This window comes from Cryobacterium sp. Hh38 (genome assembly GCF_004403235.1).
In the GTDB taxonomy this organism is placed as follows: Bacteria; Actinomycetota; Actinomycetes; order Actinomycetales; family Microbacteriaceae; genus Cryobacterium; species Cryobacterium levicorallinum.
Genome location: NZ_SOHD01000034.1, coordinates 1 through 21,876 on the forward strand (window position 1 = coordinate 1; position 21,876 = coordinate 21,876).

The 21,876-nt window shown below is 64.7% G+C and carries 19 protein-coding genes and 3 pseudogenes; 6 read left to right on the plus strand and 16 right to left on the minus strand.

All coding sequences use genetic code 11. The annotated features are described in order from the left end of the window. Positions 1–271: 271 nt before the first annotated feature. The 3 genes and pseudogenes from E3T41_RS18580 to E3T41_RS12375 all read right to left on the minus strand — a co-directional run bounded on the left by E3T41_RS18580 (position 272) and on the right by E3T41_RS12375 (position 2,330). Positions 272–1,156, minus strand: a pseudogene (locus E3T41_RS18580) (IS66 family transposase). A 228-nt stretch (positions 1,157–1,384) separates the two neighbouring features. Next, on the minus strand, positions 1,385–1,645 hold the full coding sequence (locus tag E3T41_RS12370; protein WP_134478838.1) for a DUF6444 domain-containing protein: 261 nt from the start codon (positions 1,643–1,645) through the stop codon (positions 1,385–1,387). Between the two features lie 178 nt (positions 1,646–1,823). Next, the gene (locus E3T41_RS12375; RefSeq protein ID WP_134478840.1) at positions 1,824–2,330 is read right to left on the minus strand and encodes a DUF3830 family protein; all 507 of its coding nucleotides are present in this window, start codon (positions 2,328–2,330) and stop codon (positions 1,824–1,826) included. Between the two features lie 113 nt (positions 2,331–2,443). Here E3T41_RS12375 and E3T41_RS12380 point away from each other — a divergent pair, with 113 nt between their 5' ends. After that, complete coding sequence (locus E3T41_RS12380; RefSeq protein ID WP_241991161.1) at positions 2,444–3,214, plus strand: Asp/Glu/hydantoin racemase; 771 nt, start codon at positions 2,444–2,446, stop codon at positions 3,212–3,214. On the opposite strand, the gene ehuA is transcribed toward E3T41_RS12380, so the two are convergent. The 4 genes from ehuA to ehuB form a co-directional block, all read right to left on the minus strand. Further along, positions 3,208–4,023 (minus strand): ectoine/hydroxyectoine ABC transporter ATP-binding protein EhuA, encoded by an 816-nt coding sequence (gene ehuA / locus E3T41_RS12385; protein WP_370257610.1) that lies wholly within the window; start codon positions 4,021–4,023, stop codon positions 3,208–3,210. The two genes, E3T41_RS12380 and ehuA, sit on opposite strands and share 7 nt — an antisense overlap. After that, positions 4,007–4,666, minus strand: a complete 660-nt coding sequence (gene ehuD, locus E3T41_RS12390) for an ectoine/hydroxyectoine ABC transporter permease subunit EhuD (protein ID WP_134478842.1) — start codon at positions 4,664–4,666, stop codon at positions 4,007–4,009. Before ehuD ends, ehuA begins: the two co-directional genes overlap by 17 nt. Beyond that, positions 4,663–5,361 (minus strand): ectoine/hydroxyectoine ABC transporter permease subunit EhuC, encoded by a 699-nt coding sequence (gene ehuC, locus E3T41_RS12395; protein WP_134478844.1) that lies wholly within the window; start codon positions 5,359–5,361, stop codon positions 4,663–4,665. The genes ehuD and ehuC overlap by 4 nt, the downstream gene beginning before the upstream one ends. 88 nt (positions 5,362–5,449) lie before the next feature. Next, positions 5,450–6,334 carry an ectoine/hydroxyectoine ABC transporter substrate-binding protein EhuB gene (gene ehuB / locus E3T41_RS12400; RefSeq protein ID WP_134478846.1) on the minus strand — a complete coding sequence of 295 codons (885 nt, stop codon included), beginning with the start codon at positions 6,332–6,334 and terminating at the stop codon, positions 5,450–5,452. A gap of 165 nt (positions 6,335–6,499) precedes the next feature. Between ehuB and E3T41_RS12405 the strand changes: the two genes are divergently transcribed. Further along, the gene (locus E3T41_RS12405) at positions 6,500–7,228 is read left to right on the plus strand and encodes a maleate cis-trans isomerase (RefSeq protein WP_134478848.1); all 729 of its coding nucleotides are present in this window, start codon (positions 6,500–6,502) and stop codon (positions 7,226–7,228) included. Here the strand turns inward: E3T41_RS12405 and E3T41_RS12410 are convergent, their stop codons facing one another. The 8 genes from E3T41_RS12410 to E3T41_RS12445 all read right to left on the minus strand — a co-directional run bounded on the left by E3T41_RS12410 (position 7,229) and on the right by E3T41_RS12445 (position 18,414). Next, positions 7,229–8,200: a D-2-hydroxyacid dehydrogenase gene (locus E3T41_RS12410; RefSeq protein WP_241991162.1), complete on the minus strand. Its 972-nt coding sequence runs from the start codon at positions 8,198–8,200 to the stop codon at positions 7,229–7,231. It lies immediately after the preceding gene. Further along, positions 8,197–9,405: a M20 family metallopeptidase gene (locus E3T41_RS12415; RefSeq protein WP_134478849.1), complete on the minus strand. Its 1,209-nt coding sequence runs from the start codon at positions 9,403–9,405 to the stop codon at positions 8,197–8,199. Before E3T41_RS12415 ends, E3T41_RS12410 begins: the two co-directional genes overlap by 4 nt. Continuing rightward, a complete protein-coding gene (locus E3T41_RS12420; protein ID WP_134478850.1) occupies positions 9,402–10,613 on the minus strand; it encodes a PLP-dependent aminotransferase family protein in 1,212 nt (403 codons plus the stop codon). The genes E3T41_RS12415 and E3T41_RS12420 overlap by 4 nt, the downstream gene beginning before the upstream one ends. Further along, on the minus strand, positions 10,610–11,797 hold the full coding sequence (locus E3T41_RS12425; protein ID WP_134478851.1) for a M24 family metallopeptidase: 1,188 nt from the start codon (positions 11,795–11,797) through the stop codon (positions 10,610–10,612). The genes E3T41_RS12420 and E3T41_RS12425 overlap by 4 nt, the downstream gene beginning before the upstream one ends. A gap of 80 nt (positions 11,798–11,877) precedes the next feature. Then, complete coding sequence (locus tag E3T41_RS12430; RefSeq protein ID WP_174775301.1) at positions 11,878–12,573, minus strand: GntR family transcriptional regulator; 696 nt, start codon at positions 12,571–12,573, stop codon at positions 11,878–11,880. A gap of 86 nt (positions 12,574–12,659) precedes the next feature. Next, positions 12,660–14,135, minus strand: coding sequence for an NAD-dependent succinate-semialdehyde dehydrogenase (locus tag E3T41_RS12435; RefSeq protein ID WP_134478853.1), 1,476 nt, complete (start codon positions 14,133–14,135; stop codon positions 12,660–12,662). After that, positions 14,132–17,089 (minus strand): FAD-binding and (Fe-S)-binding domain-containing protein, encoded by a 2,958-nt coding sequence (locus tag E3T41_RS12440; protein WP_134478862.1) that lies wholly within the window; start codon positions 17,087–17,089, stop codon positions 14,132–14,134. Before E3T41_RS12440 ends, E3T41_RS12435 begins: the two co-directional genes overlap by 4 nt. Before the next feature lie 50 nt (positions 17,090–17,139). Then, a complete protein-coding gene (locus E3T41_RS12445; RefSeq protein ID WP_134478854.1) occupies positions 17,140–18,414 on the minus strand; it encodes an aspartate aminotransferase family protein in 1,275 nt (424 codons plus the stop codon). Between the two features lie 119 nt (positions 18,415–18,533). Between E3T41_RS12445 and E3T41_RS12450 the strand changes: the two genes are divergently transcribed. Together E3T41_RS12450 and E3T41_RS12455 are read left to right on the plus strand one after the other, a co-directional pair. Further along, a complete protein-coding gene (locus E3T41_RS12450; protein WP_134478855.1) occupies positions 18,534–19,934 on the plus strand; it encodes an amidase in 1,401 nt (466 codons plus the stop codon). A 23-nt stretch (positions 19,935–19,957) separates the two neighbouring features. Beyond that, positions 19,958–20,356: a RidA family protein gene (locus E3T41_RS12455; RefSeq protein WP_134478856.1), complete on the plus strand. Its 399-nt coding sequence runs from the start codon at positions 19,958–19,960 to the stop codon at positions 20,354–20,356. A gap of 28 nt (positions 20,357–20,384) precedes the next feature. Here the strand turns inward: E3T41_RS12455 and E3T41_RS18140 are convergent, their stop codons facing one another. Then, positions 20,385–20,585, minus strand: a complete 201-nt coding sequence (locus E3T41_RS18140; protein ID WP_174775302.1) for a hypothetical protein — start codon at positions 20,583–20,585, stop codon at positions 20,385–20,387. A 134-nt stretch (positions 20,586–20,719) separates the two neighbouring features. Between E3T41_RS18140 and E3T41_RS18585 the strand changes: the two are divergent. Beyond that, a pseudogene (locus tag E3T41_RS18585) lies at positions 20,720–20,794 on the plus strand (recombinase family protein); the annotation flags it as partial. 155 nt (positions 20,795–20,949) lie between these two features. Beyond that, positions 20,950–21,876 (plus strand): annotated as a pseudogene (locus tag E3T41_RS12465) (IS256 family transposase); the annotation flags it as partial.

A 21,876-nucleotide genomic window follows, 5' to 3' on the forward strand; every position in this document is an offset into this window, starting at 1 on the left:
GTTGGAAGCCAGCTCTCAACGCCTTCGCCATCACCTTCCACGACCGCTGGCCGAACGCAGAATCCTACTAATGAAAAACGCCGGAAACACCGTTAACGAGACACACCCGGTTCTTGGGGATGGCCGAGTGTTTCCGTGACCGGTCGTGTTTCGACTGGTGGGATGGCGGTTGTGGTCAGGGCCGTGCGGGGATCCAGCTGGTGCCGGTGAACGCGTCGAGGAGGACTTCAAACTCGTTCACTGCTTGTTTCCTCGCGGTGGACATCACCGATCAAACATTCACGAAATATTCCGCGCCCGTCGTGGAGCGTAAGCAGCCTGAGATTTTTTGGCGGACCTTGACCATTCTGATGTCGCGTTCGGCCTGGTTGTTGTCGAAGGAGACGGTGGAGTCTGTGGCGAAGCGCAGCACGTCGTCGTGGTGTGGACCCAACCGGTTGAGCAGTCGTCGCGGCTCGGTTTGCGCGATGCGGTCCCCGGTTTTTGGGTGCACCCGGGCGGGAGACTGAATGTCACCGGTCGCGAGGATCTTCGCATATCCGCGCCGAACCGCGTTGAGGGCCTCCGTCGACAGACCGGTGTCTCCGCGGGCTTTGGCTGCTTGAACCTGTCGATGCGTGCCGACGAGGAATTTGCTCATCTGTTTCGCCTACCCCAGTTCCGGAGTGTCTTCACTGATTTTCTGCAAGTCACGGAGGTGGTGGGCGTTGCATAAACCGTGGGTTGCGGCGGTGAATGTTTTGTAGCGCTCCCACCCGTCGTGAACCATCACCCCGGTGAACGACTGCAGCACCCCATCATTCAGCGTGCCGGCCAGACCACGCTTCGCATCGACATGGAACACGGTGTGCGTTGTGGTGCCCGCGCAGTGCACCCAGGCCAGGCCGCCGCCCACGCGCAGGCCAGTCTCGTCAACATGAGCCACCGCACTGGCAGTGACGGCCTGCTTGATTAGGTCGACCGTCTCGGCCAGCAGTCCGGAGGTTTTCGCTCCCAGAGAGGACACCCAGCCGGTGGACACGGGCAGCTGAAACAGATCCTTGAACACGGCCGCGGTACGGGCGACGGGTAGATAGTGCACGTTGAGTAGGTAGGCGCTGATTGCGTGCAGTCTCGGCCCGTAGGACACCGCGCATTTCACCTCAGCGGGAAGCACGCCAATGGTGACGATGTCGCACCGACACAGTTATTCGATCCGTTGGTGTTCGACCGTTTCCGCCCGGATCGGCGGGACGTCAACCACTTGCCGCCGTGCAGCGACGGTCCCGGCGACGCCAGCCAAGGAACTCCCACAGCCCCGGCACGTGGCGGGCTCGTGACGGAGAACCCGGTCCGGAGTCGCCGTCATTGGTAAGGAAACACCACCGCTACCGGCCTGTTTCCCCTACGGCTTACCGGACGCTTCGCGAAGGGACCGGGCCTTGCTGGCGGGTTTGCTGAAACTGTCCGTGCTGGGTGGTTTCGAGGAGTTCGTTGAGTTCTTATCCAGCCGGGAACGCAACGAAGCGTTCTCCTTCTCCAGACGATCAACCCGCTTCTCCAGCCGATCAACGGTCGCCTTGAACTCCGCCCGGTCACCAGCGTTTTCTTTCATCAGGTCGGCGACCGTGCGAAGCAACTCGCCATGCGTGGGTGCCCTAATCATGCCGCCATCGTCGCAGGCAAAAGACCGGAAATATTTTTAAACCGCCGGTAACTGCAAAACCCGCTCAGAGAACCTGACTAGTAGCCCTCGACGCGTGGGGTACCTCGGTCCCATCAAGGAGATCAAGCGGATCCGCGCAGCCGACTGGCCCAGGGGCTTCCGCCCCCGCGGCTGAGGGTCAGGTGCGGTCGGAGCGCGCGAAGGTCAGAACCTCGCCGCGAGCGCCGCCCATCCACACGTCTTGGCAGGCGACGGCCATCTCGTCGAGTCCCTCGACAATCGTGCCGAACACGTTCCCGGGCACCCATCCCTGGTCGCCGTTGATCAGCAGGTTGTTGCGGCCGTAGAAGACCGCGAGGTCGATGATCTTCTTCAGCTCCTGGGGTCCCTCTCCGCGGGTGTAACCGTGGGAGGGAGTCGCCAGGTCGTTGGCGTCGAATTCGAAGTAGCAGAGATCACCCGGGATCGGCGTGATCGTGGTGTTTTCCTTGCCCGGCTCGACCGGGGCGAAAGCAGGGACCAGGTTGTAAATCTCGTTGCGGGCGTACTTGCCGTGGAAAACGGCGGAGGAGAGCGGCAGGGCATCCCAGACCACGGCCGCCGTGCGGGGGGCCTCGTCGTCGAGCAGTCGTGCCAGGCAGGTGACGCCTCGTGATTCGAGCGTTACGGTGATGTACCGAGCCATGTAATCATCCCTTCGATTTTTTCAAATCCTAGGTTGTATTACGTAGGATTGTCAACAATACTGAGCACAGGCCTCACGCACGATGGCCATAGCACCGGCATGCGGAGGCAGCATTGGCGAAGACGACGCACCACGACGAGATCCCCCTCGGGCCCCCGACGCACATCGGCATAGGGGTCGTCGCACCCCATGATATGGCCCTCGATGCGGAGCTCTGGCGGTGGGTGCCTCCGGAAGCCTCCCTTTTCTTTGCTCGCACACCGTTCGACCCGCTGCCGGTGACTCTGGAGATGGTGGAGTCTCTCGGCGACGAGACCGGAATCCGCTCCACGGCACAGCAGCTGATGACCATCGCACCCTCCGTGTACGCCTACGCGTGCACATCGGGCAGCTTCGCCAACGGGCGGGCCGGGGAGGGGGCGGTGGCTGCTGCCCTGATGTCAGCCGGGGGCGCGCCCGCCGTGACGGCATCCGGGGCCATCGTGTCGGCCCTCGGGCATCTCGGCGTCAACCGGGTCGCCATTGCAACCCCCTACGACGCGGAAATCACCATCCGACTGCAGGACTTCCTGACTGAGAGCGCGGTCGCCGTGACCGGCATTGCCCACCTGGGCATGGACGCCAACATGTGGACCGTGCCCTACCGTCGCACCGCGGAACTCATCCGCCTCGCCGACTCACCGGAGGCCCAGGCGATCGTGGTGTCGTGCACAAACCTTCCCACTTACGACCTCATCGCTCCCCTGGAGCGCGAACTGGGCAAGCCGATCATCTCCGCCAACCAGGCCACCATGTGGGCGGCACTCGCCCTGTGCGACCTTCCGGCAGTCGGCCCGGGGCAACGCCTCCTGGCGCAGCCCCGGCCGATCACGCGGGATCAGTAAGACGTCACCGCCTTCAGGAAGCGCTGGGTTCGTTCTTCCCGCGGGTTCTTGAAGATCTGCTCCGGCGGGCCCTGCTCGACCACAACGCCCTTGTCGAACATCACCACACGGTCGGAGATCTCCTGCGCGAACCTCATCTCGTGGGTGACCATGAGCATGGTCATGTCCGTCGTGGTGGCGAGCCGACGGATCACGTTCAACACCTCACCGATCAGCTCGGGATCGAGAGCCGATGTCGGCTCGTCGAAGAGCATCACGCGCGGGCGCATAGCCAGGGCGCGGGCGATGGCCACGCGCTGCTGCTGACCGCCGGACAGCTCCGGCGGCGTGTGCTTCATGTGTTCCTGCAGGCCGACGAGCTCCAACAGGTCAACGGCACGCTCCTTGGCCTCCTGCTTCGAGATCCCCAGCACGTGAATGGGCGCCTCAATCACGTTTTCCAGCACGGTCATGTGCGGAAACAGGTTGAACTGCTGGAAGACCATGCCCACCTTTCGACGAGTGATCTGCGTCTGCTTGGTTTCCTTGTTCTTGTCACCCGGCTTGGCGTTCCAGAGAACATCCCCACCCACGGTGACCACACCCACGTCGGGCGTTTCGAGGGTCATGAGGATTCGCAGGATGGTGGTCTTTCCAGACCCTGACGGCCCGATGATCGACACCTTTTCACCGGCCTTCACCTCGAAGTCCAGCCCACGCAGAACATGGTTGTCGCCCCAGGCCTTACTCACCTGGGAAAAGGAGATCTCCACGTCGCGAGGGGACTCGGTGCCATTGAGTGTCTTCAGCGTTTCAGTGTTGGGGGACAAAACGACGCTCCAGTTTTTTGATGAAAAGTGAACACGGGAAGCTAATTGCGAGATACATCAGACCGATGATCGTGATGGGCTCGAGGTAGCGGTAGTAGCTGCTGCCGATCGACAGGGCCGATCCGAGCAGCTCGATGATGGTGATCGACGACAGGATCGCCGAGTCCTTGAACATCATGATCAGGTAGTTGCCGAGCACGGGTATGATCGGACGAACCGCCTGGGGGATCACGATACGCACCCAGGTGCGCCAGCGCGGCAGGCTCAACGCGGTTGCGGCCTCCCACTGGCCCACGTGCAGCTGCTCGATGCCGGCGCGATAGACCTCGGCCGTGTACGCACTGTAATTCAGCCCGATCACGACGATCCCGGTCGGCAAGGCGTCGAAGGTGACGCCGAGCAGTGGCAGGACATAGAACGCGACATAAGCCTGCACGAGCAGCGGCGTTCCGCGCACAAACGACACATAGAAGGTGGCGAGCGGCGAGATGATCGGAATCTTCAGGTAGCGGATCATGGCGATCACGAGACCGACCACGAGACTGATGAAGAATCCCACGAAGGTGATCTGAATGGTCAGCCACAGCCCTTTGAGCAGGATGGGGATGATCGAGATGGCGAAGGCTGTGTCCCAGACACTCATGAGGAGAACCTTCCTGCCAGTGCCTTGAGCGGCCTGGCCTTGGCGAGCGACTTCCGGTCAAGCGCGAATCGCTTTTCCAGGTAGCGAATGAGCCAACCGATCAGAAGCGAGAGGAGGTAGTAGAGCACGAGAATGGTGAGGAAGAGCTCCACGGTCTGCCCGGTCACCGTGCGCGCGGTGAACGCCCGCCAGGTGAGATCGGAGACCGTCACGAGGGACACCAGCGAGGTGTTCTTCAACAGGTCGATCATGACGTTTCCAAAGGCCGGGAGCATCGCCGGGATGGACTGAGGGAGCAGGATGCGCCTCATTCGCAGCGCGGGCGTCATGCCGAGCGCGATCGCCGCCTCCGTTTGCCCCTTCGCCCTGGACCGGATGGTTCCGCGCACAACCTCGGCCGCGTAGGCGCCCTCGTTGAGCCCGAGCGCCAGCACTCCGGCCACGAGCGGAGCGAGTTCGATGCCGAGGAACGGCAGGGCGTAGAAGAACCAGAACATCTGCACCAGCAGTCCGGACCCACGGAAGAATTCCACGAAGATCGTTGACGGCCAGCGCAGCCAGCGACGTGCGGAGAGACCGCTCAGCCCAGCCGTGAAGGCGACGACGATGGTGAGGGCGGCACCGAGAACAGTGACGAGAATGGTAACGCTGAGGCCTTGAACCAGCAGCCCCGAGTAATTGAATACGGCATCCAAACCGTGACCAGCCTTTCTGACAGTTGGACCAGATGCGCTCGGTGCGGACCTGATTCAGGTTCCGCACCGAGCGCCGATGACTCCTGTCTTAGCCCTCGTTCTTGCAGAGCTCGGCGGCCGTGACGCCCTTGGCTGCCTCGGGATCGAAGCCCCACTTCACCATGATGTCGGTGTAGGCCTGCGTGTCCTTGAAGATGGCCAGCTGCTTGTTGTACTCGGCGAGCAGCTCGGTGTCGCCCTTGCGGAAGGCCGCGCCCGAGCCGGTGCGCGGCGCGTCGTCGATCGGGTCGGTCACCTCAATGCTCGGGTCCTGTTCGACGAGTGACTTGAGCGAGAGCGTCGGCAGCAGGAAGGCGTCGGCGCGGTTGGCTGTCACCGCTTCCATGCCGCTGCGGCTGTCCTTCACGAGCACGACCTGGCTCTCGGGGAGTTCGGCGGTCTTGAGGATTCCCTCTTCGAATCCGCCGGACAGGACGGCGATCTTGAAATCGGGATTGTCCAGGGCATCGGCGATGGTGGTGATGTTCTTCGGGTTGCCGACGGGGGTGCCGTACGACTCCGTTGAGACGATGACGGGTTCGGAGTAGGCGACCGCGGCGCACCGCGACTGTTTCATGAAGAGGCCGGCCGCCACCACATCCCAGCGGTTCGCGTTGAGCCCGGGGATCATGGCGTCATAGGGGGTGATGACACCCTGGATCTCGCCGATCCCCATGGTCTTCAGCACCTCGCGGAGAACGTCGGGCTCACCGCCGTGCACGGATCCATCGGCGTTCACCTCGGTGTAGGGCGGCTCGTTGGCGATCCCGACGCGCAGGTAGCCCAGGTCCTTGCCGTTCTGCAGGGTGCTGACCTCCGCAACGTCGCCCGTCGAGGTGGCTGAGCAGGCACTGAGGCTCCCTGCCAGGAGCAGCCCGGCCGCGATGACGCCAACCCCACGCATTGCTGCGCTGCGCGAATAGTGTCGAATCATGAGTGGTTCCTATCTCGTTGGGCCCAGGGTTGGACCTCGTGCGGTTACTCCTAGCGGCTCTCCGGTGAACCCCGTGGCGCTTGTCGAGAAACATAGTTACTCCCTGTAGGATTGTCAACAATATTCCAAATATTACGCACGCTCGTTACTGACCGAAGGGCAATCATGACAACTCAGACCGCAGTACCCAGCGTTGGACTCCTGTATCCGGGCGTGGGCGCCGACGACGACTTCCCCTTTCTCGAACAGGCCACATCCGGCGCCATCCGCCTACCCCTCGTGCGCACGGCCGGCGGGGACGTCGCCCATCTGGTTGACGAGCTGCTGGCCGTCGGCGGATCAGACAACCTGCTCGCCGGCGCGCGGGAGCTGTCCGGCGAGGCGCCCGATTCGATCATGTGGGCCTGCACCTCCGGTAGCTTCGTTTACGGCTGGCACGGTGCGCACGACCAGGCCGCTGAGGTCAGCCGCGCCAGCGGGGTCCCCGCATCATCCACGTCCATCGCGTTCGCCGAGGCCTGCCGCGCGCTCTCCATCGACACGGTCGCCGTCGCCGCGAGTTATCCCGACGACCTCGCCCAGCACTTCAAGCGCTTCCTGGGCGACGCCGGCATCTCCGTCGTCTCGTTCCAGAGCAATGACATCGCCACCGCCGGGGAAGTCGGCCTGCTGGGCATGCCCGAGATCCTCGCCATGGCTCGCGCGGCCGATCACCCCGACGCCCAGGCTATCCTGATCCCGGACACGGCCATGCACTCCCTCCGGTTCGTCAACGAGCTGGAGGCTGCCCTCGGCAAGACCGTGCTAACCGCGAACCAGGTCACCGTTTGGGAAGGCCTGCGAATCGCCAATCGCACGCTGACGCTCGACTCACTCGGTACCCTCTTCCGCTAGCTATCCCCCGGGTACGAAGCCGAGCTCCTTGTCCACCACGTTGAGAAGCACGGCTCCGGCCGTGTAACGGTCGAAGTTGTCGGCGAACAGTGCCGACAACCGCTCGAGCCAGCCGGCAGCGTCTCCGCTGAGGTGGGCCGAGATCAACACGTTGTCCAGCCGCCACAGTGGGCTCGTGGCCGGCAGTGGCTCCGTGCTGAACACGTCGAGCGCCGCGCCGGCAATGACGCCGTGGCTCAGCGCATCGGCAAGGGCTCCCTCGTGCACGAGTTCGCCCCGCCCCACGTTGATGAGGCGTGCGCTCGGCTTCATGGCGGCCAGGATCGACGCGTCGACGAGCCCGCGAGTGGCGTCGGTCAAGGGAGCGATCAGCACGACATAGTCGTGCTCGCCCACCACGGCTTTCAGATCGGTGGAGGCATGAACTGTTCCGAAGTCGGCGTCGTCGGTTCTTGTCGTTCGTCCCACGCCTTCGATCCGCATTCCCACGGCGCGCAGCAACCGGGCCGTTTCCCGACCGATCGATCCGGTGCCCACGATGAGCGCCCTCGCGTTGTCGATACGCTCGGTTTCCCGGTGCGCCCACACGCCGTCCCACTGGCGACGCAGGGACCCGGGCAGGTCTTTGGCCATCGCGAGGATGCTGCCGAGCACGAATTCCGCGATGGGCCGGTCAAAGATGCCACGGGAGTTCGTGACGACGACGCCCGACTGGCGCAGCCCGTCGAAAAGCAGCTTGTCGACTCCGGCCGCGGCCACGTGGATCCACTTGAGGGAGTCCGCGTGCGTCCAGACGTCTTCGACGGCCGAGGAGAAGAAGTCCCACAGCAGCAAGGCGTCCGCGCCCGGGATCGCCCTGGCAAGTTCTGCGGCGCGCACATAGCGCACCTCGGCCGCGGCCTCGATCAGGGGCATGCAATCGGGCAGGTCGTCCTTGTACAGGACGACGAGCACGGGACGGGCGGCGCTCACTGGCGACCCACCAGCCGCAGGGCGAGCAGCACGTATGCGCGGGCGGCGATGGCAAGTTCGTCGATGCCCACCGACTCGTTGGGCTGATGGGCCTGGTCGTTCAGGCCGCCCGGTCCGAGCACGATGCACGGTATCCCCACGTCTCGAGCCACGAAGCCCCCGTCACAGGCCGCACTCCACCCGCCAACGGCTTGCCTGCCGCCCCCGGCGTCGGCCATGGCCTCCACCGCACCGACAACGAGCGGATGCGCCGGGTCGGTGGTGAATCCGGGCATTTCCATGTCTACAACCAGGCTCACAACAATCCCGTCTCCGTCAATTCCGACGTCCCGGACCTTTTCCAGAAAGTCGTTGACGACCAGTTGCGCGTTTTCCTCGGGCATCAGCCGTCGATCAAGCATCACCGAGCAATCGGCCGCGACGACGGAGGTTCCAGTGCCCCCGCTAATCGTACCCACGCTCCACGTTCCGGAGCCGAGCAGCGGGTGCGGCACCGTCCCCATGGCTTCATGATCGGCGCGCACGATTTCCAGCATGCGAGCTGCCGCGGCGATGGCATTGCGACCGTCGCCCGGTCTCCCGGAATGAGCAGCCCGGCCGCTGACGGTGAGGGAGAGGTAGCTGTCGCCACGGCACGCGATCACCGTCTGCAGATCGGTCGGCTCGGCCACGACGCACGCCGCGAAGACGCCTCGCTGGGCGGTCTGCACATAGCCGCGAACCCCGAGGCCACGATCTTCCTCGTCAACGGTGCAGACGAGCTGCAGGGGGCCGCGGAGCGGCTCTCCGGAAGCTCGAATCGCGGCCATCGCGAGCACAATGGCAGCCAATCCACCCTTCATATCGGTGGTTCCGCGGCCGTAGAGCCGGCCGTCCCGGGCGTAGGGCTCGAACGGATTGCTGGTCCAGCCCTCACCGGCGGGCACGACGTCGGAGTGCCCGAGGAACATGAGTCCCTGACCTGTTCCACCGTCGAGGGTGGCGATCAAGTTCTGTCGCCCGGGCGCGACCTCCGTCAGCTCGACGTCGAAGCCATATCGTTCGCAGGCTTCCCGCAGCACCGCAACCGTTGCTTCCTCCGTCGACCCGGGGTTCTCGCCGCCTGCGGCCACAAGCGAGGCCGTGAGCAGCAGGAGTTCATCGTAGTCGAGAAGGCCGAGTACGCCGGCCTCCAACGCGGAGACGCCGTCAGCGGTCGATGTCATCGCAGCATCCGAGCGCGGTCGAGGGCACGGGTGAGGCGCTTCACGCCCTCCTCGATCCGGTCCGGCGATGTGGACGCGAAGCAGAGCCGCAGGGAGTCGTCATACCGGCCCGTCGAGGAGAAGGCCGGCCCGGGAATGAAGGCGACCCCCTCGGCCAGGGCCGTTTCGAAGAGGGCAGACGTCGACGTGAGACGATCTTCTCCCTGCAGGGTCACCCAGAGGAAGAAACCGCCGTCGGGATCGGTCATCGTGACCCGGTCGCCGAGGTTCCGCTGCAGGCTGTCGGTCATGGCGATCTTGCGTTCCAGGTACTGGCTCCTGATCATCGTCAGGTGCTCGGACAGACCGCCGCGCCGAATGAATTCCGCGACCATCTGCTGGGCGGGAACGTTGGTGCAGGTGTCCATGGACTGCTTGGCGTTGATGACGAGCTGACGAATCGACGGGTCGGTGTCGACCCAGCCCACTCGCAGGCCCGGCGACAGGATCTTGGAGAAGGTTCGCACTGAAAAGAGCAGAGGATCTTCGGGGCTGAGGCTCTGGAAGCTCGGCAGGTCTTCCCCGGCAAAGCGCAGTAGTCCGTAGGGATCGTCGTCGATGATGACCGCGTTCCACTGGTGTGCCAGCTCAAGCAGATGTTCCCGCCGCGCCGCTGACAGGGTCGTGCCGGAGGGATTCTGGAAATTCGGAATGACGTAGATCGCCTTCGGCGTCTTGCCCGTGCGCCGCACCAGATCGGGCAGGGCCTCCACGATCAGGCCGTTCTCGTCGACGGGGGCCTCGAGCAGGTCAGCACCGTAGCTTGCGGCCGTTGCGCTCCCGTTCGTGTACGTCGGACCTTCGATGATCACAAGGTCATCCGGGTCGACGAAGATCTTACAGGCCAGGTCAAGGCCCTGCATCCCGCCCGCCGTAATGGTGATCCGGTCGAGGGAGGTGGGCTCCGACGTCGTCGCGAGATAGCTCACGAGCTGCGTGAGCAGCGCGGGTTCCCCCTCGGTTGCGCCGTAGGTGAAGCTGCTGTGGTCGAGCTGGGACGCGGCGATATCGCGAAATACCTCGAGCGGAACGGCCTCGTCCGACGGCGACCCCATCGCGAAGCGCACGATGTCGTGGGTCTGCGCGGCGAGCAGGGAGGTGCTCGAGTCGATGACCGAACCGGTGAGGCGCGCGGCCCGGGCCGCGTATGGAAGATTGATGACGCTCATGACAGGATTCCCGTGTTGATCAGCTGTTGAGGAAGGCTCGTGAAGGTCTCGACGCCGGTGGCGGTGACGCGCATCGGTTCGGACAGTTCATAGCCGTAGTTGTCCATCCACATGCCACCGATCAGGTGGAATGTCATATTCTCCCGCAACACGGTTTCGTCTTCCCCGCGCAGGCTGACCGTTCGCTCGCCCCAGTCGGGCGGGTAGCCGATTCCGATGGAATAGCCGATGCGCGACGGCTTGGCGAGCCCGTGCGTGGCCAGGACCCGCTCCCAGGTCGTCGCGAGATCCCTCGCCTGGACTCCCGGCCGCACCATCTCCAGCACCGCCTGGATTCCCTCACCAACCGCGCCGGCGACCCGCTGCAGCTCGGGGGACGGCTGTCCCAGCATCACCGTGCGCGCGAGCGGCACGTGGTAGCGACGGTAGGCGCCGGCAAGCTCGACGATAACGGCCTGGCCGTCTTCAAAAGGGGCATCGGTCCACGTGAGGTGAGGCGTGTCGGCTTCGGCGCCGGTGGGCATCATCGGCACGATGGCGGGATAGTCGCCGCCAAATTCGGCGGTGCCCCGAATTTGCGCGCGGCTGATCTCGGCGGCCACGTCACACTGCCTGGACCCCACTCGTACGTGTTCGAAGGCCGTCGTCATGGCGACCGTGGCGATTTGGGCGGCCGAGCGCATCAGGTCGATTTCGGCGAGAGATTTCACGGATCGCACCCAGTTCACCAATTCGACAGAATCGACAAAGTCCCATTCCGGGAGAGCGGCCACCAGGGCGCGGTAGGCCTTGGGCGAGAAGAAGTGCGAGTCGAGCTCAAGCCCGACCTGTTCGCCCGCGGCGGCGGCAACGACACCGAGTTCCCGAAGCTTGCCCCCGACCCAGTCAAAGGGATGGACACCGGCCCGGTGCACGAGTTCGTCGGGGTACCCGAACACGTTCTCCTGGGGCAACCAGGACGTGCGGAATGCGCCATGGGCATCCATTGTTCGGGCGAAGAGCACCAGGTCGCCCGCTGCCGGCACGAAGAGCACCTGGGCCGTGTAGAAGGACCATGCGTTGTAGCCGGTCAGGTAGTAGAGATTGGAGGGGTCGGAGACCATCAGGGCAGAGAGCCCCTGCTGAGACATCCGCTCACGCACCCCACGAAGACGCTCGCCATACTCGTCGAGGGAAATGTCCATCGGTCACACATCCTTTATTGTAGATTGTTGACAATCAGACTACATACGTGACCTCTGTTGGCGCAACCCCCTCGATCGACTCAGCCGCCGTGAGACTTGTCGGCCAGCATCGACGCGCTCAGGTCGGTAATGGCCGACCTCATGTGCTGACGGATGGCTCGGTGCAGGTTCTCGGCGTCGCCGGCCATAAGCAGGTCCGCCAGGTGCTGGTGTTCCTCGATCAGCGCCGCCGGGCGGGGGTACGACACCTCAAGGTTGACCATGCATATACGGGACTCGGCGGCGAGCGTGGAGTAAATCCTCGACAGCCTCGAGTTTCCCGCGCTCTTCACGTAAGCCACGTGGAAGTTGAGGTCGACCTCGGAGAGTCGGTGCCAGTCCCCGGCGGCCACCAACGGAACCATCTCCTCGATGATGCGCGAGAGAGTCTCGGCGATCGCCACCAGGTCGCCGCGCTTTTCCGCCAGAATTTCGGTCGTGGCGCCGAGCTCGATCGCTTCCCTCGCGGCGTAGACCTCCCTGATGTCATTGATCGTCAGGTCGAGAACGAACACCCCGCGGTTGCGGTGACTGACCAGCAACCCCTCCTGGCTGAGCCGCTGCAGGGCCTCCCGCACCGGCCCCCGGGAGACCTGCAGATGTTCCACGAGACTCGCTTCGCGGATCTGCTCGCCGGGGTGGAAAGACCCGTCGATGATTCGTTCGCGCAACTGATCTGCGATCAGCACCGACGTCGGTAGTCCTTCGAGTGCCGACAGGCTATCTTCACCAGACATTGTTTCTTCTTCTTCTTCTTCTTCTTCTTCTTCTGCTTCTGCTGCTGCTGCTGCTTCTTCAGTGACAAGTTCGCTTCACGGATGGATCAGCGCGGAATCGCCAGATATTTGTATTCCAGGTATTCATCGATGCCCAGGCGCCCGCCTTCGCGCCCCAGGCCTGACTGCTTCACGCCACCGAAGGGGGCCGCCGGATTCGAGACCAGGCCGGTGTTGACTCCCACCATGCCCACCTCGAGGTCTTCGCCCATGCGCAGCGCACGGTCGATATCCTGGGTGAACACATATCCCACCAGTCCCCATTCCGTGTCGTTGGCCAGTCTGATGGCTTCGTGCTCGTCGTCGAAGACAACGATCGGGGCAACCGGGCCGAATATTTCCGCACTCATGAGTGCCGAATCAGGACTGACGTCGGCGAGGACGGTGGGCTGGTAGAAGTAGCCGGAACCCTCCGGCCGGAATCCGCCAACCACAATTCTCGCACCTCTCTGTACCGCATCATCCACGAATCCCTGCACCTTGTCGAGCCCGGCCTCATCCACGAGGGGACCGATGTCGGTACCGGCCACGGCGCCGTCTCCCACGGTGAGGGCGGACATGCGCTCGGCAAGCTTCTCGCTGAATTCCGCGGCCACCGAACGGTGCACCAGGAAGCGGTTGGCCGCGGTGCAGGCTTCACCCATGTTGCGCAGTTTGGCCATCATCGCACCGTCGACGGCGCGGTCGATGTTCGCATCGGCACAGACGATGAAGGGCGCGTTTCCGCCGAGTTCCATCGAGGACCGCATCACGTTCTCGGCGGCCTGAATGAGCAGGATCTTGCCCACCGCCGTGGAACCCGTGAAACTGACCTTGCGCGCGATGCCGCTGCTCATCCAGTTGCCGACCACCTCGGATGCCCGCGTGGTCGTGACGACGTTGAGCACTCCCTTCGGCAGGCCGGCTTCGTGCAGGATGTCGACCAGGGCCAGCGACGTGAGCGGCGTCTGGGCCGCCGGCTTGAACACGATGGTGCACCCGGCCGCGATGGCCGGTCCGATCTTGCGGGTGCCCATCGCGAGGGGAAAGTTCCAGGGGGTGACGAGCACGCATGGGCCCACGGGAACCCGCGTCACGACGATGCGGTTCTTGCCGTCGCCGGTGGTCGTGTAATCACCGCTGATCCGCACCGCCTCTTCCGAGAACCAGCGGAAGAACTCGGCGCCGTAGGCCACCTCGCCGCGGGCTTCGGCCAGGGGCTTGCCCATCTCGGCCGTCATGAGTGCCGCGAGCTCCTCCGTCCGCTCGATGATGAGGTCATAGGCGCGGCGCAGGATCTCGCTGCGGGCACGGGGTGACGTCTTCGCCCAGTCGGCCTGCGCCGCACCCGCGGCGTTGATGGCCCGTTCCGCGTCGGCGACGGATCCATCGGCGACGTGCGCAAGAATCTCGCCGGTCGCCGGGTTCTCCACCGCAAACGTCTTGCCGCCTTCTGCATCAACCCACTCGTCGTTGAGATAGAGGCGTGTCTTCAGATCGACGAGAACGGGTCGAACCGCTCTGGTCGTGTCGGTCAGGGTCATGATCGTCCTTTGCTGTTGTCGAATTCGTGGGGCACGGAGCCGTCGAGCAGCTCAGCGAGGTGCAGGGTGGTTCGCTGGGCATCCAGCTGCATGATCTGCATCTGACAGCTGAAGCCGTCGGCCAGAACCGGCGTCTTGACATCCGTCTGCCGCAGGGCCGGAATCAGCGCCTGCTTCGCAACCTGCATGCTGATGTCGAAGTGCGTGGGTTCGAAGCCGAAGTTGCCGGCGACTCCGCAGCACCCCGTGGCTTCCCGCACGGTGGCCACGCCCACCGCGCGCAACGCCGCGGTCTGTGACTGGGCGCCGAACACCGAGTACTCGTGACAGTGGGTTTGCACGGTAACCGCCGGAGGCACTGAGCCGCCCGCCCAGTTCGGCTGCCAACCGGCCTGAGCGAGCTCGGTCACCATGCCGGCAAAACTGCGGATGCGTCGTGACACGCGGCGGGCCGCGTCCGTATGAATGAGCTCCGGCAGGTCCTTCTTGAAGGCCGCGGCGCAGCTCGGTTCGATCACGACGATGGGCGCATCGGAACCGTCGTCGAGGGTGAACGCCGCCCGGGCTAGCAGCTTCTTGGCCTTGTCCAGCTGGCCCGTGGAGATGAGGGTCAGGCCGCAGCAGACATCGGCGTTGCACTCCACGGTCTTGCCGGCGCTGCCGAGAACGCGCTGGGCGGCCCCGGCAACCTCGGGGCGGAACCCCTTGGTGAAGCTGTCGATCACGAGAACAATATCGGCTGTTCCTGCGGGACGGGCGGCATCCGCCGGAACGAGTTCACGGCGGAGCTGGGCGGCACTGGCGAACTTCGGCAGGGCACGCTTGGTGGTCAGCCCCCCGAGCACGGCGACGACCCTGCGCAGCGGCGTTGCCAGCACGAGGTTCAGCAGCGGCGCCACGTGCACGGTCAACTTGAGCCAGGTCGGCAGCCAGCCGAGCGAGTAGTGTGACATCGGCCTGAGCCGACGCCGGTAGAAGTTGGAGAAGAACTCCGACTTGTAGGTAGCCATGTCTACACCCACGGGGCAGTCAGTGGAACAGGCCTTGCAGGACAAGCAGAGATCCAGGGCCTCGCGCACGTCATCCGAACGCCAGCCTTTCTCCACACTCGAGGCGCCACGAACCATGTCCTGCAGCACTCGCGAGCGCCCACGGGTGGAGTCTTTCTCGTCTCCGGTGGCGCGGAAGCTCGGGCACATTACTCCCCCGGCATCCGAACGGCAGCGGCCGATGCCCACGCACGCCTGCACGGCATGCACGAACGGGTCGAGTTCGTGCCCGGTCAGCGATGACGTGACAGGGGTGAGGTCGAAGCTCGTGCGCCACTCCCGCTCCGGAATTCCGCTGAGGGCCAGGTTGTCCATGAACGAATCGGGCTCGACCAGTACGCCGGGATTAAGGATGCCCTGAGGATCCCAGCAGCGCTTGAACCGTTCGAAGGCCGCCAGTATGGCCGGCGAGTACATCAGTGGAAGAAGCTCGCTACGCGCCCGACCGTCCCCGTGCTCGCCCGACAGTGAGCCGCCGTGCTTGACCACCAATCGGGCGGCGGCGCGCATGAACGCCTCCATCACGGCCCGTCCCGCATCCGTGCGCAGGTCGAAGGTGATGCGCACGTGCATGCAGCCGGCACCGAAATGACCGTAGAGGACACCCTGCAGGTCGAAACGGGCCAGAAGATCGCGGAACTCCGACAGGTAGTCGGCCAGGTTCTCGGGCGCGACGGCAGAGTCTTCCCATCCCGGCCAGGATTCCCCGCCGGTGTGCAGGCGCGCGGAGAGCCCGGCCCCGTCTTCCCGCACGCGCCAGAGCGAGGCCCGTTCCTCAAGGTCGGGCACCACGCGCCCGTCCACGAGGCGGCCGTTCTTACGAAGCCGAGCCAGCAGGCGTTCGGCGGTCGCCGACACCTCGGCCACGTTGTCGCCATCGAGATCCACGTACAGCCAGGCCCTGCCGGTCGGAAGGCCGAGCACGGAATCGGCTCCCCGCCGATGACGCATCGTGTCGACAATCGCTTCATCGATTCCCTCGACCGCGGCCGGGGAGAATTCAAGGATGGTCATGATGTCCTTGGCCGCGTCGACGACATCGTCGTATCCCAGGCTCAGCAGCAGCGCGGCGCCCGGGGTCGGCACCAACTTCACGGTAGCGCTCACGACGATGACGCAGGTTCCTTCGCTGCCCACGAGGGAACGGGCCACATCGAAGCCGTTTTCCGGCAGGAGGCGGGAGAGATGAAACCCCGACACCTGGCGCGGAATGCGCCCGAGTTCTAGCCGGAAATCGCTCAGGCTGGCGCTGACCAGGCTGCGCAGATCCTCGGTGAGCTCGGCCGCCCTCACGCGGGCCGGCTCGTCACCGTCGACGGATGCGTGCAATCCCGAGCGCGTGGCCGTCAGGCGCATACCCTCCGCCGTTACGACATCGAGTGAGATGACGTGATCAGATGTACGCCCGTCCCGCACCGAATGGTTTCCGCAGGCATCGTTCGCGATAGACCCGCCGAGGGTGGCGCGCGATTTGCTCGACGGGTCGGGGGCGAACGTCAGCCCGCCGTCTGACGCGCGCTCCACCGCTCGCTGCAACGTGGTCAGCACGATTCCGGCCTCGGCCGTGGCCAGCCGGGCATCGGCATCGATGGTGAGGACCGCAGCCATGTGGCGCGAGAAGTCGAGCACGATGCCGGGACCGACGGCTCCGCCGGCCATCGACGTTCCACCGCCACGGGGAACCACCGGCACGCCCAACGCGTGGCACGTTTCGAGCACACGGGCCACGTCAGCCGCGCCATGCGGAAAGACCACGCCGAGGGGTTCGATCCGATAGTTCGAGGCGTCATAGGCGTACTCAGCCAATCGCCGTGAGGCGGTGTCCACGTCAATGCCCTGGGCGCGCAGTGCGGCGAGTGCCTGCGTCGTCGCCACTGTCGCCGTGCTCGCCGTCGTGTCCGTCATCGTCACCCGGCTCTCCTCCCCAATCTGGTTCCTGACATCACGTTGGCCGGTTAGGCGCCCTGCGAAACGAGCACCCGCTTGGCGGCGCGAAGGGCACCCGTGAAGCGCTCGAGTCCGGTTTCGATCTCCTCAGCGGACACGATCAGGGCCGGGATCATCCGGATGACGTTGCCGGCGGAACCGCAGGTCAGCAGCAGGAGGTTTTCCGCGATGGCGGCCTGCTGAACGGCGGCGGCCAATGCGCCGTTGGGTTCACCGGCCTCCGTGACGAACTCGATTCCCTGCATGAGGCCGAGACCGCGCACATCTCCGATGAGCGGGTTATCGAGTGCCAGGCTGTCGAGCCCGGCGCGCAGCTGATCGCCGCGCACCCGGGCGTTCTCGACGAGGTTCTCGTCCTGAAAGACGCCGATCGTTGCCACCGCGGCGGCGGCGGCTACGGCATTCCCGCCATAGGTTCCCCCCTGCGAGCCGGCCCACCCCTTGCTCATCAAGGCGCTCGACGCCGCGATGGCCGAGATCGGGAAGCCGCTGGCGAGTCCCTTGGCGGTGATCAGGATGTCGGGAGTGATGCTGCTGAACTGGTGCCCCCAGAACTTGCCCGTGCGACCGAATCCGGCCTGCACCTCATCAAGGATGAGCACGATACCGTGACGGTCGGCGCGCTCGCGCAGTCCTTCCAGGAAGCGCGGCGGGGTGGGCAGGTACCCGCCATCCCCGAGAACGGGCTCGATGATGAACCCGGCGGTGTCGGCAGGAGACGAGATCGTCTGCAGCAGGTAATCCAGCTCCTTCAGGGCGAAATCGACGGCCGTGTCCATGTCCCAGCCGTAGCGAAAGGCGTAGGGGAACGGCGCGAAGTGTACGCCTCCCATGAGGGGGCTGAAGCCGGCGCGGAACTTGGTGCCGGCCGTGGTGAGGGAGGCCGCGGCAACGGTTCGGCCGTGGAATCCGCCGTGGAAAGCGATGATATTGGGGCGGCCGGTGGCCATTCGGGCGAGCCGGATGGACGCCTCGACGGCCTCGGAACCGGACGTGGCGTAGAAGACGCTGTCCAGGGCGGCGGGGAGGACCTCGCCGAGCTTTTCCGTGAGCTCCAACAGTGGCTTGTGCATCACGGTGGTGTACTGAGCGTGGATGATGCGGCCGGTCTGCTCGCGGGCCGCCGCGACGACACGGGGGTGGCAGTGCCCGGTGCTGGTCACGCCGATTCCGCTGGTGAAGTCGAGATGCGTCTCGCCATCCGTGCCGTAGATCCAGCTGCCGAGCGCTCGGTCAACGACCACGGGAGTGGCTTGCTTCAACAGGGGGCTCAGCGTGGTCATCGGAACATCCTCAGCTCGTATAAAAGTATATTGTCAACAATAGACACCATATAACCGTGATGCGCCGGAGGCAAGGTCGATTGTTGACAATCTTCTTCCTTCACCCTCACACTAGGACCATGACCGACCTTGCCGACATGACCGCCACCGAACTGCTCTCCGGCTTCCGCCGTAAGAAGGTGTCTCCCGTGGAGGCGACGCAGGCCGCGTTGGAGCGCATCGACCGCTTTGACGGTTCCGTCAATGCGTTCTGTCTGGTGGACGACACAGAGGCCCTCCGGCAGGCTCGCAATTCCGAGGCGCGCTGGCAGGCCGGGGCCCCCCAGGGAGCCCTCGACGGCGTGCCCACCAGCATCAAGGACCTCCTCCTCACCCGCGGCTGGCCCACCATGCGCGGGTCGCGCCTAATCAGTGACGAACAGGACCCCACGGAGGATGCACCCTCCGTCGCCCGGCTGCGTGAGGCCGGCGCCGTGCTCATCGGAAAGACCACCACGCCCGAATTCGGCTGGAAGGGTGTCACGGACAACCCGCTGACCGGCAACACCGGCAACCCCTGGGATCCCACGAAGACCAGCGGCGGGTCCAGCGGAGGTTCCGCGGCCGCCGTGGCCCTCGGCATGGGCGCCCTGTCCGTGGGGACCGACGGCGGCGGATCGGTGCGGATCCCGGCGGCGTTCTCGGGGATCGTCGGATTGAAACCGACCTACGGTGCCGTGCCGCTCTATCCCACGAGCCCCTTCGGCACACTGGCGCACATCGGCCCCATGACGCGAACGGTCGACGACGCCGCCCTCATGATGGATGTGCTCACCGGGTTCGACTCTCGAGACTGGTCTGCTCTGGCCCGGCCGACGGCATCCTTCCAGACTGGGCTCAAATCCGGCATCGCCGGTCTGCGCATCGGCTACAGCCGCGACCTCGGATTCGCCGATGTCGACCCCGAAGTTACGGCCTCCGTGGACGCGGCGGTCAAGGTCCTCGCGGATCTCGGCGCCATCGTCGAGGAGGTCAACCCCGGTTTCAGCGACCCGATTGACGCCTATCACACGCTCTGGTTCGCGGGTGCGGGCAAGGTCATCCAGGCATTCGACCCCGAGCGCTGGGACGAACTCGATCCCGGACTTCTCGAGGTTGCCCTCGCGGGGCAGGGCTTCAGCGCCATGGATTTTCTGACCGCCACCCAGGTTCGGGCTGACCTCGGGCTCAAGATGGGTGCATTCCACGAGGAATATGACCTGCTGGTGACACCCACCCTCCCGATGGGCGCCTTCGAGATCGGTCACGAAGTGCCCGAGGGCTCCGACCTCACCCGGTGGGCGGAGTGGACGCCGTTCACCTACCCGTTCAACCTCACCCAGCAGCCCGCCGCCACCGTGCCGTGCGGCCTCACATCCGCTAGCCTGCCGATCGGCCTGCAGATCGTCGGTCCGCGTCATGCGGATGCCCTGGTGCTTCGCGCCGCATCCGCCTACGCGGACGTCGTCCCCTTCGGGCGGCCTCCGCTCCTCAGCGCCTGACACCGATCAGAACAAGGATTGTCATGACCAGAACAGTGATCGATACCGCCCGCGCGCCCCGTCCGATCGGGCCTTACAGTCAGGCGGCGGTGTCGCAGGGGCTGTTCTTCAGCGCCGGCTTCGCTCCGCACCACCCGGAAACCGGCGTTAAGGCGGACTCGGTGGGCGACCAGACCCGACAGGTTTTGCGTAATCTCTCCGCCGTGCTCGCCGAGGCGGGTGCCACCCTCGATGATTGCGTCAAGGTGACCGTGCACCTGCAGAACCTGAAGTCCGACTTTGCCGAGTACAACGAGGCCTACGCCGAGTTCTTCACGGCCCCGTTTCCCGTGCGCACGACCGTCGGATCGGACCTGCTCGACATCCTGGTGGAGATCGACGTCGTGGCCGTGATTCCCGCACGCGCGGGCGCACTCGGCTAACTCGGCCGGACACCGCAAGGGCGCGGTGCTAGACCTGCGCCTCAAGCCAGCTCGAGATGTCCTCGAGGAGCGGCGCGCGCCGGGTATCCGTGCGGAACGCGGCGTGCACGGCGTTGCGTAACGGGGCAGCCATCGCGGGATCGTCGAGCACGAACGTCTGCTGCAGCCCGCGGAAGTTGTCGTCGAGGTAGCCGCCGAAGTGGGCCAGGTCGTCGGAGTTGATCGTCACGAGTAGTCCGCGCGTTCGAGCATCGACGGCAAGGGGTGGTCTTCGAGACGGTCCACAACGCGCAGCCGCACGTTGGAGAAGGGCTGCACACGCTGAGCGGAATCTTGTTCTCCACGAGATAGTCCACGAGCGCCCATGGCCTCACGGGACGGAATCGTGCCCGGCCGGGGCTGCGCGAGGCACTCGCGGCATGCAGGAGCGGGGACACGTGCCAGTCTGTCATCACATCCGCTTGTCAGCCTCACGGATCCAAAGGTGCACCGGTCTACCTGCCTGCTGCGCGTTCGTCAGCTAGCCTGGGACTGTCTCTTAAACGGTGTTTCCGGCCTGACGCGCTGGACGTGGGTCTGGCGGGAAAGGTGCCGTGATGACGACACTTGATGCTGTGACGAAGAAGACGAAATCTGAGCCCACCCGTGAGGCGTTGGCGGCGAGGGAATGGGTGCGCCTGGCCAAGGAGCAGGGCCTGGCTCTGGACGGTCCTGATGGGCTGCTGGTCCAGTTCACGAAAACGTTCCTGGAGACGGCTCTGAACGAGGAAATGACTGTGCATCTTGGTCATGAGAAGAACCGTGCCCCGGACGAGCGTGACGAATCCAACGTGCGCAACGGGACCCGGCCCAAAACGGTGATCAGTCCCTCGACGGGGCCGGTGACCATCCAGGTGCCTCGTGACCGGGACGCCACGTTCACTCTGGTGATCGTGCCGAAACGACAACGCCGTTTGACCGGGGTCGATGAGATTGTGCTGTCGTTGTATGCCCGCGGCCTCACGACCGGGGAGATCAGCGCGCACTTCAATCAGATCTACGGTGCGCAGGTCTCCAAAGAGACGATCTCTCGCATCACGGACAAGGTGATCGAGGAGATGCAAACGTGGCAGTCCCGCCCCTTGAACGGCGGGCAGTTTCTAGGGGTCGACGCGATCGTCGTGAAGATTCGGGACGGGCAGGTCGCCAACCGGCCCATCTACGCNAGATTCGGGACGGGCAGGTCGCCAACCGGCCCATCTACGCGGCCATCGGCGTGACCCTGGACGGCGAGAAGGATGTTCTCGGGTTGTGGGCCGGCACTGGCGGTGAGGGCGCTAAGTTCTGGATGTCTGTCCTGACCGACATCAAAAATCGTGGTGTGACCGACACGTTCTTCCTGGTCTGTGACGGGTTGAAAGGGCTGCCCGAAGTTGTCGGGAACGTGTGGCCGTTGACACGGTGCAGACGTGCATCATTCACCTCATTCGGAACACGTTCAAGCTGTCCTCGAAGAAGGATTGGGATGCGATGAAACGAGC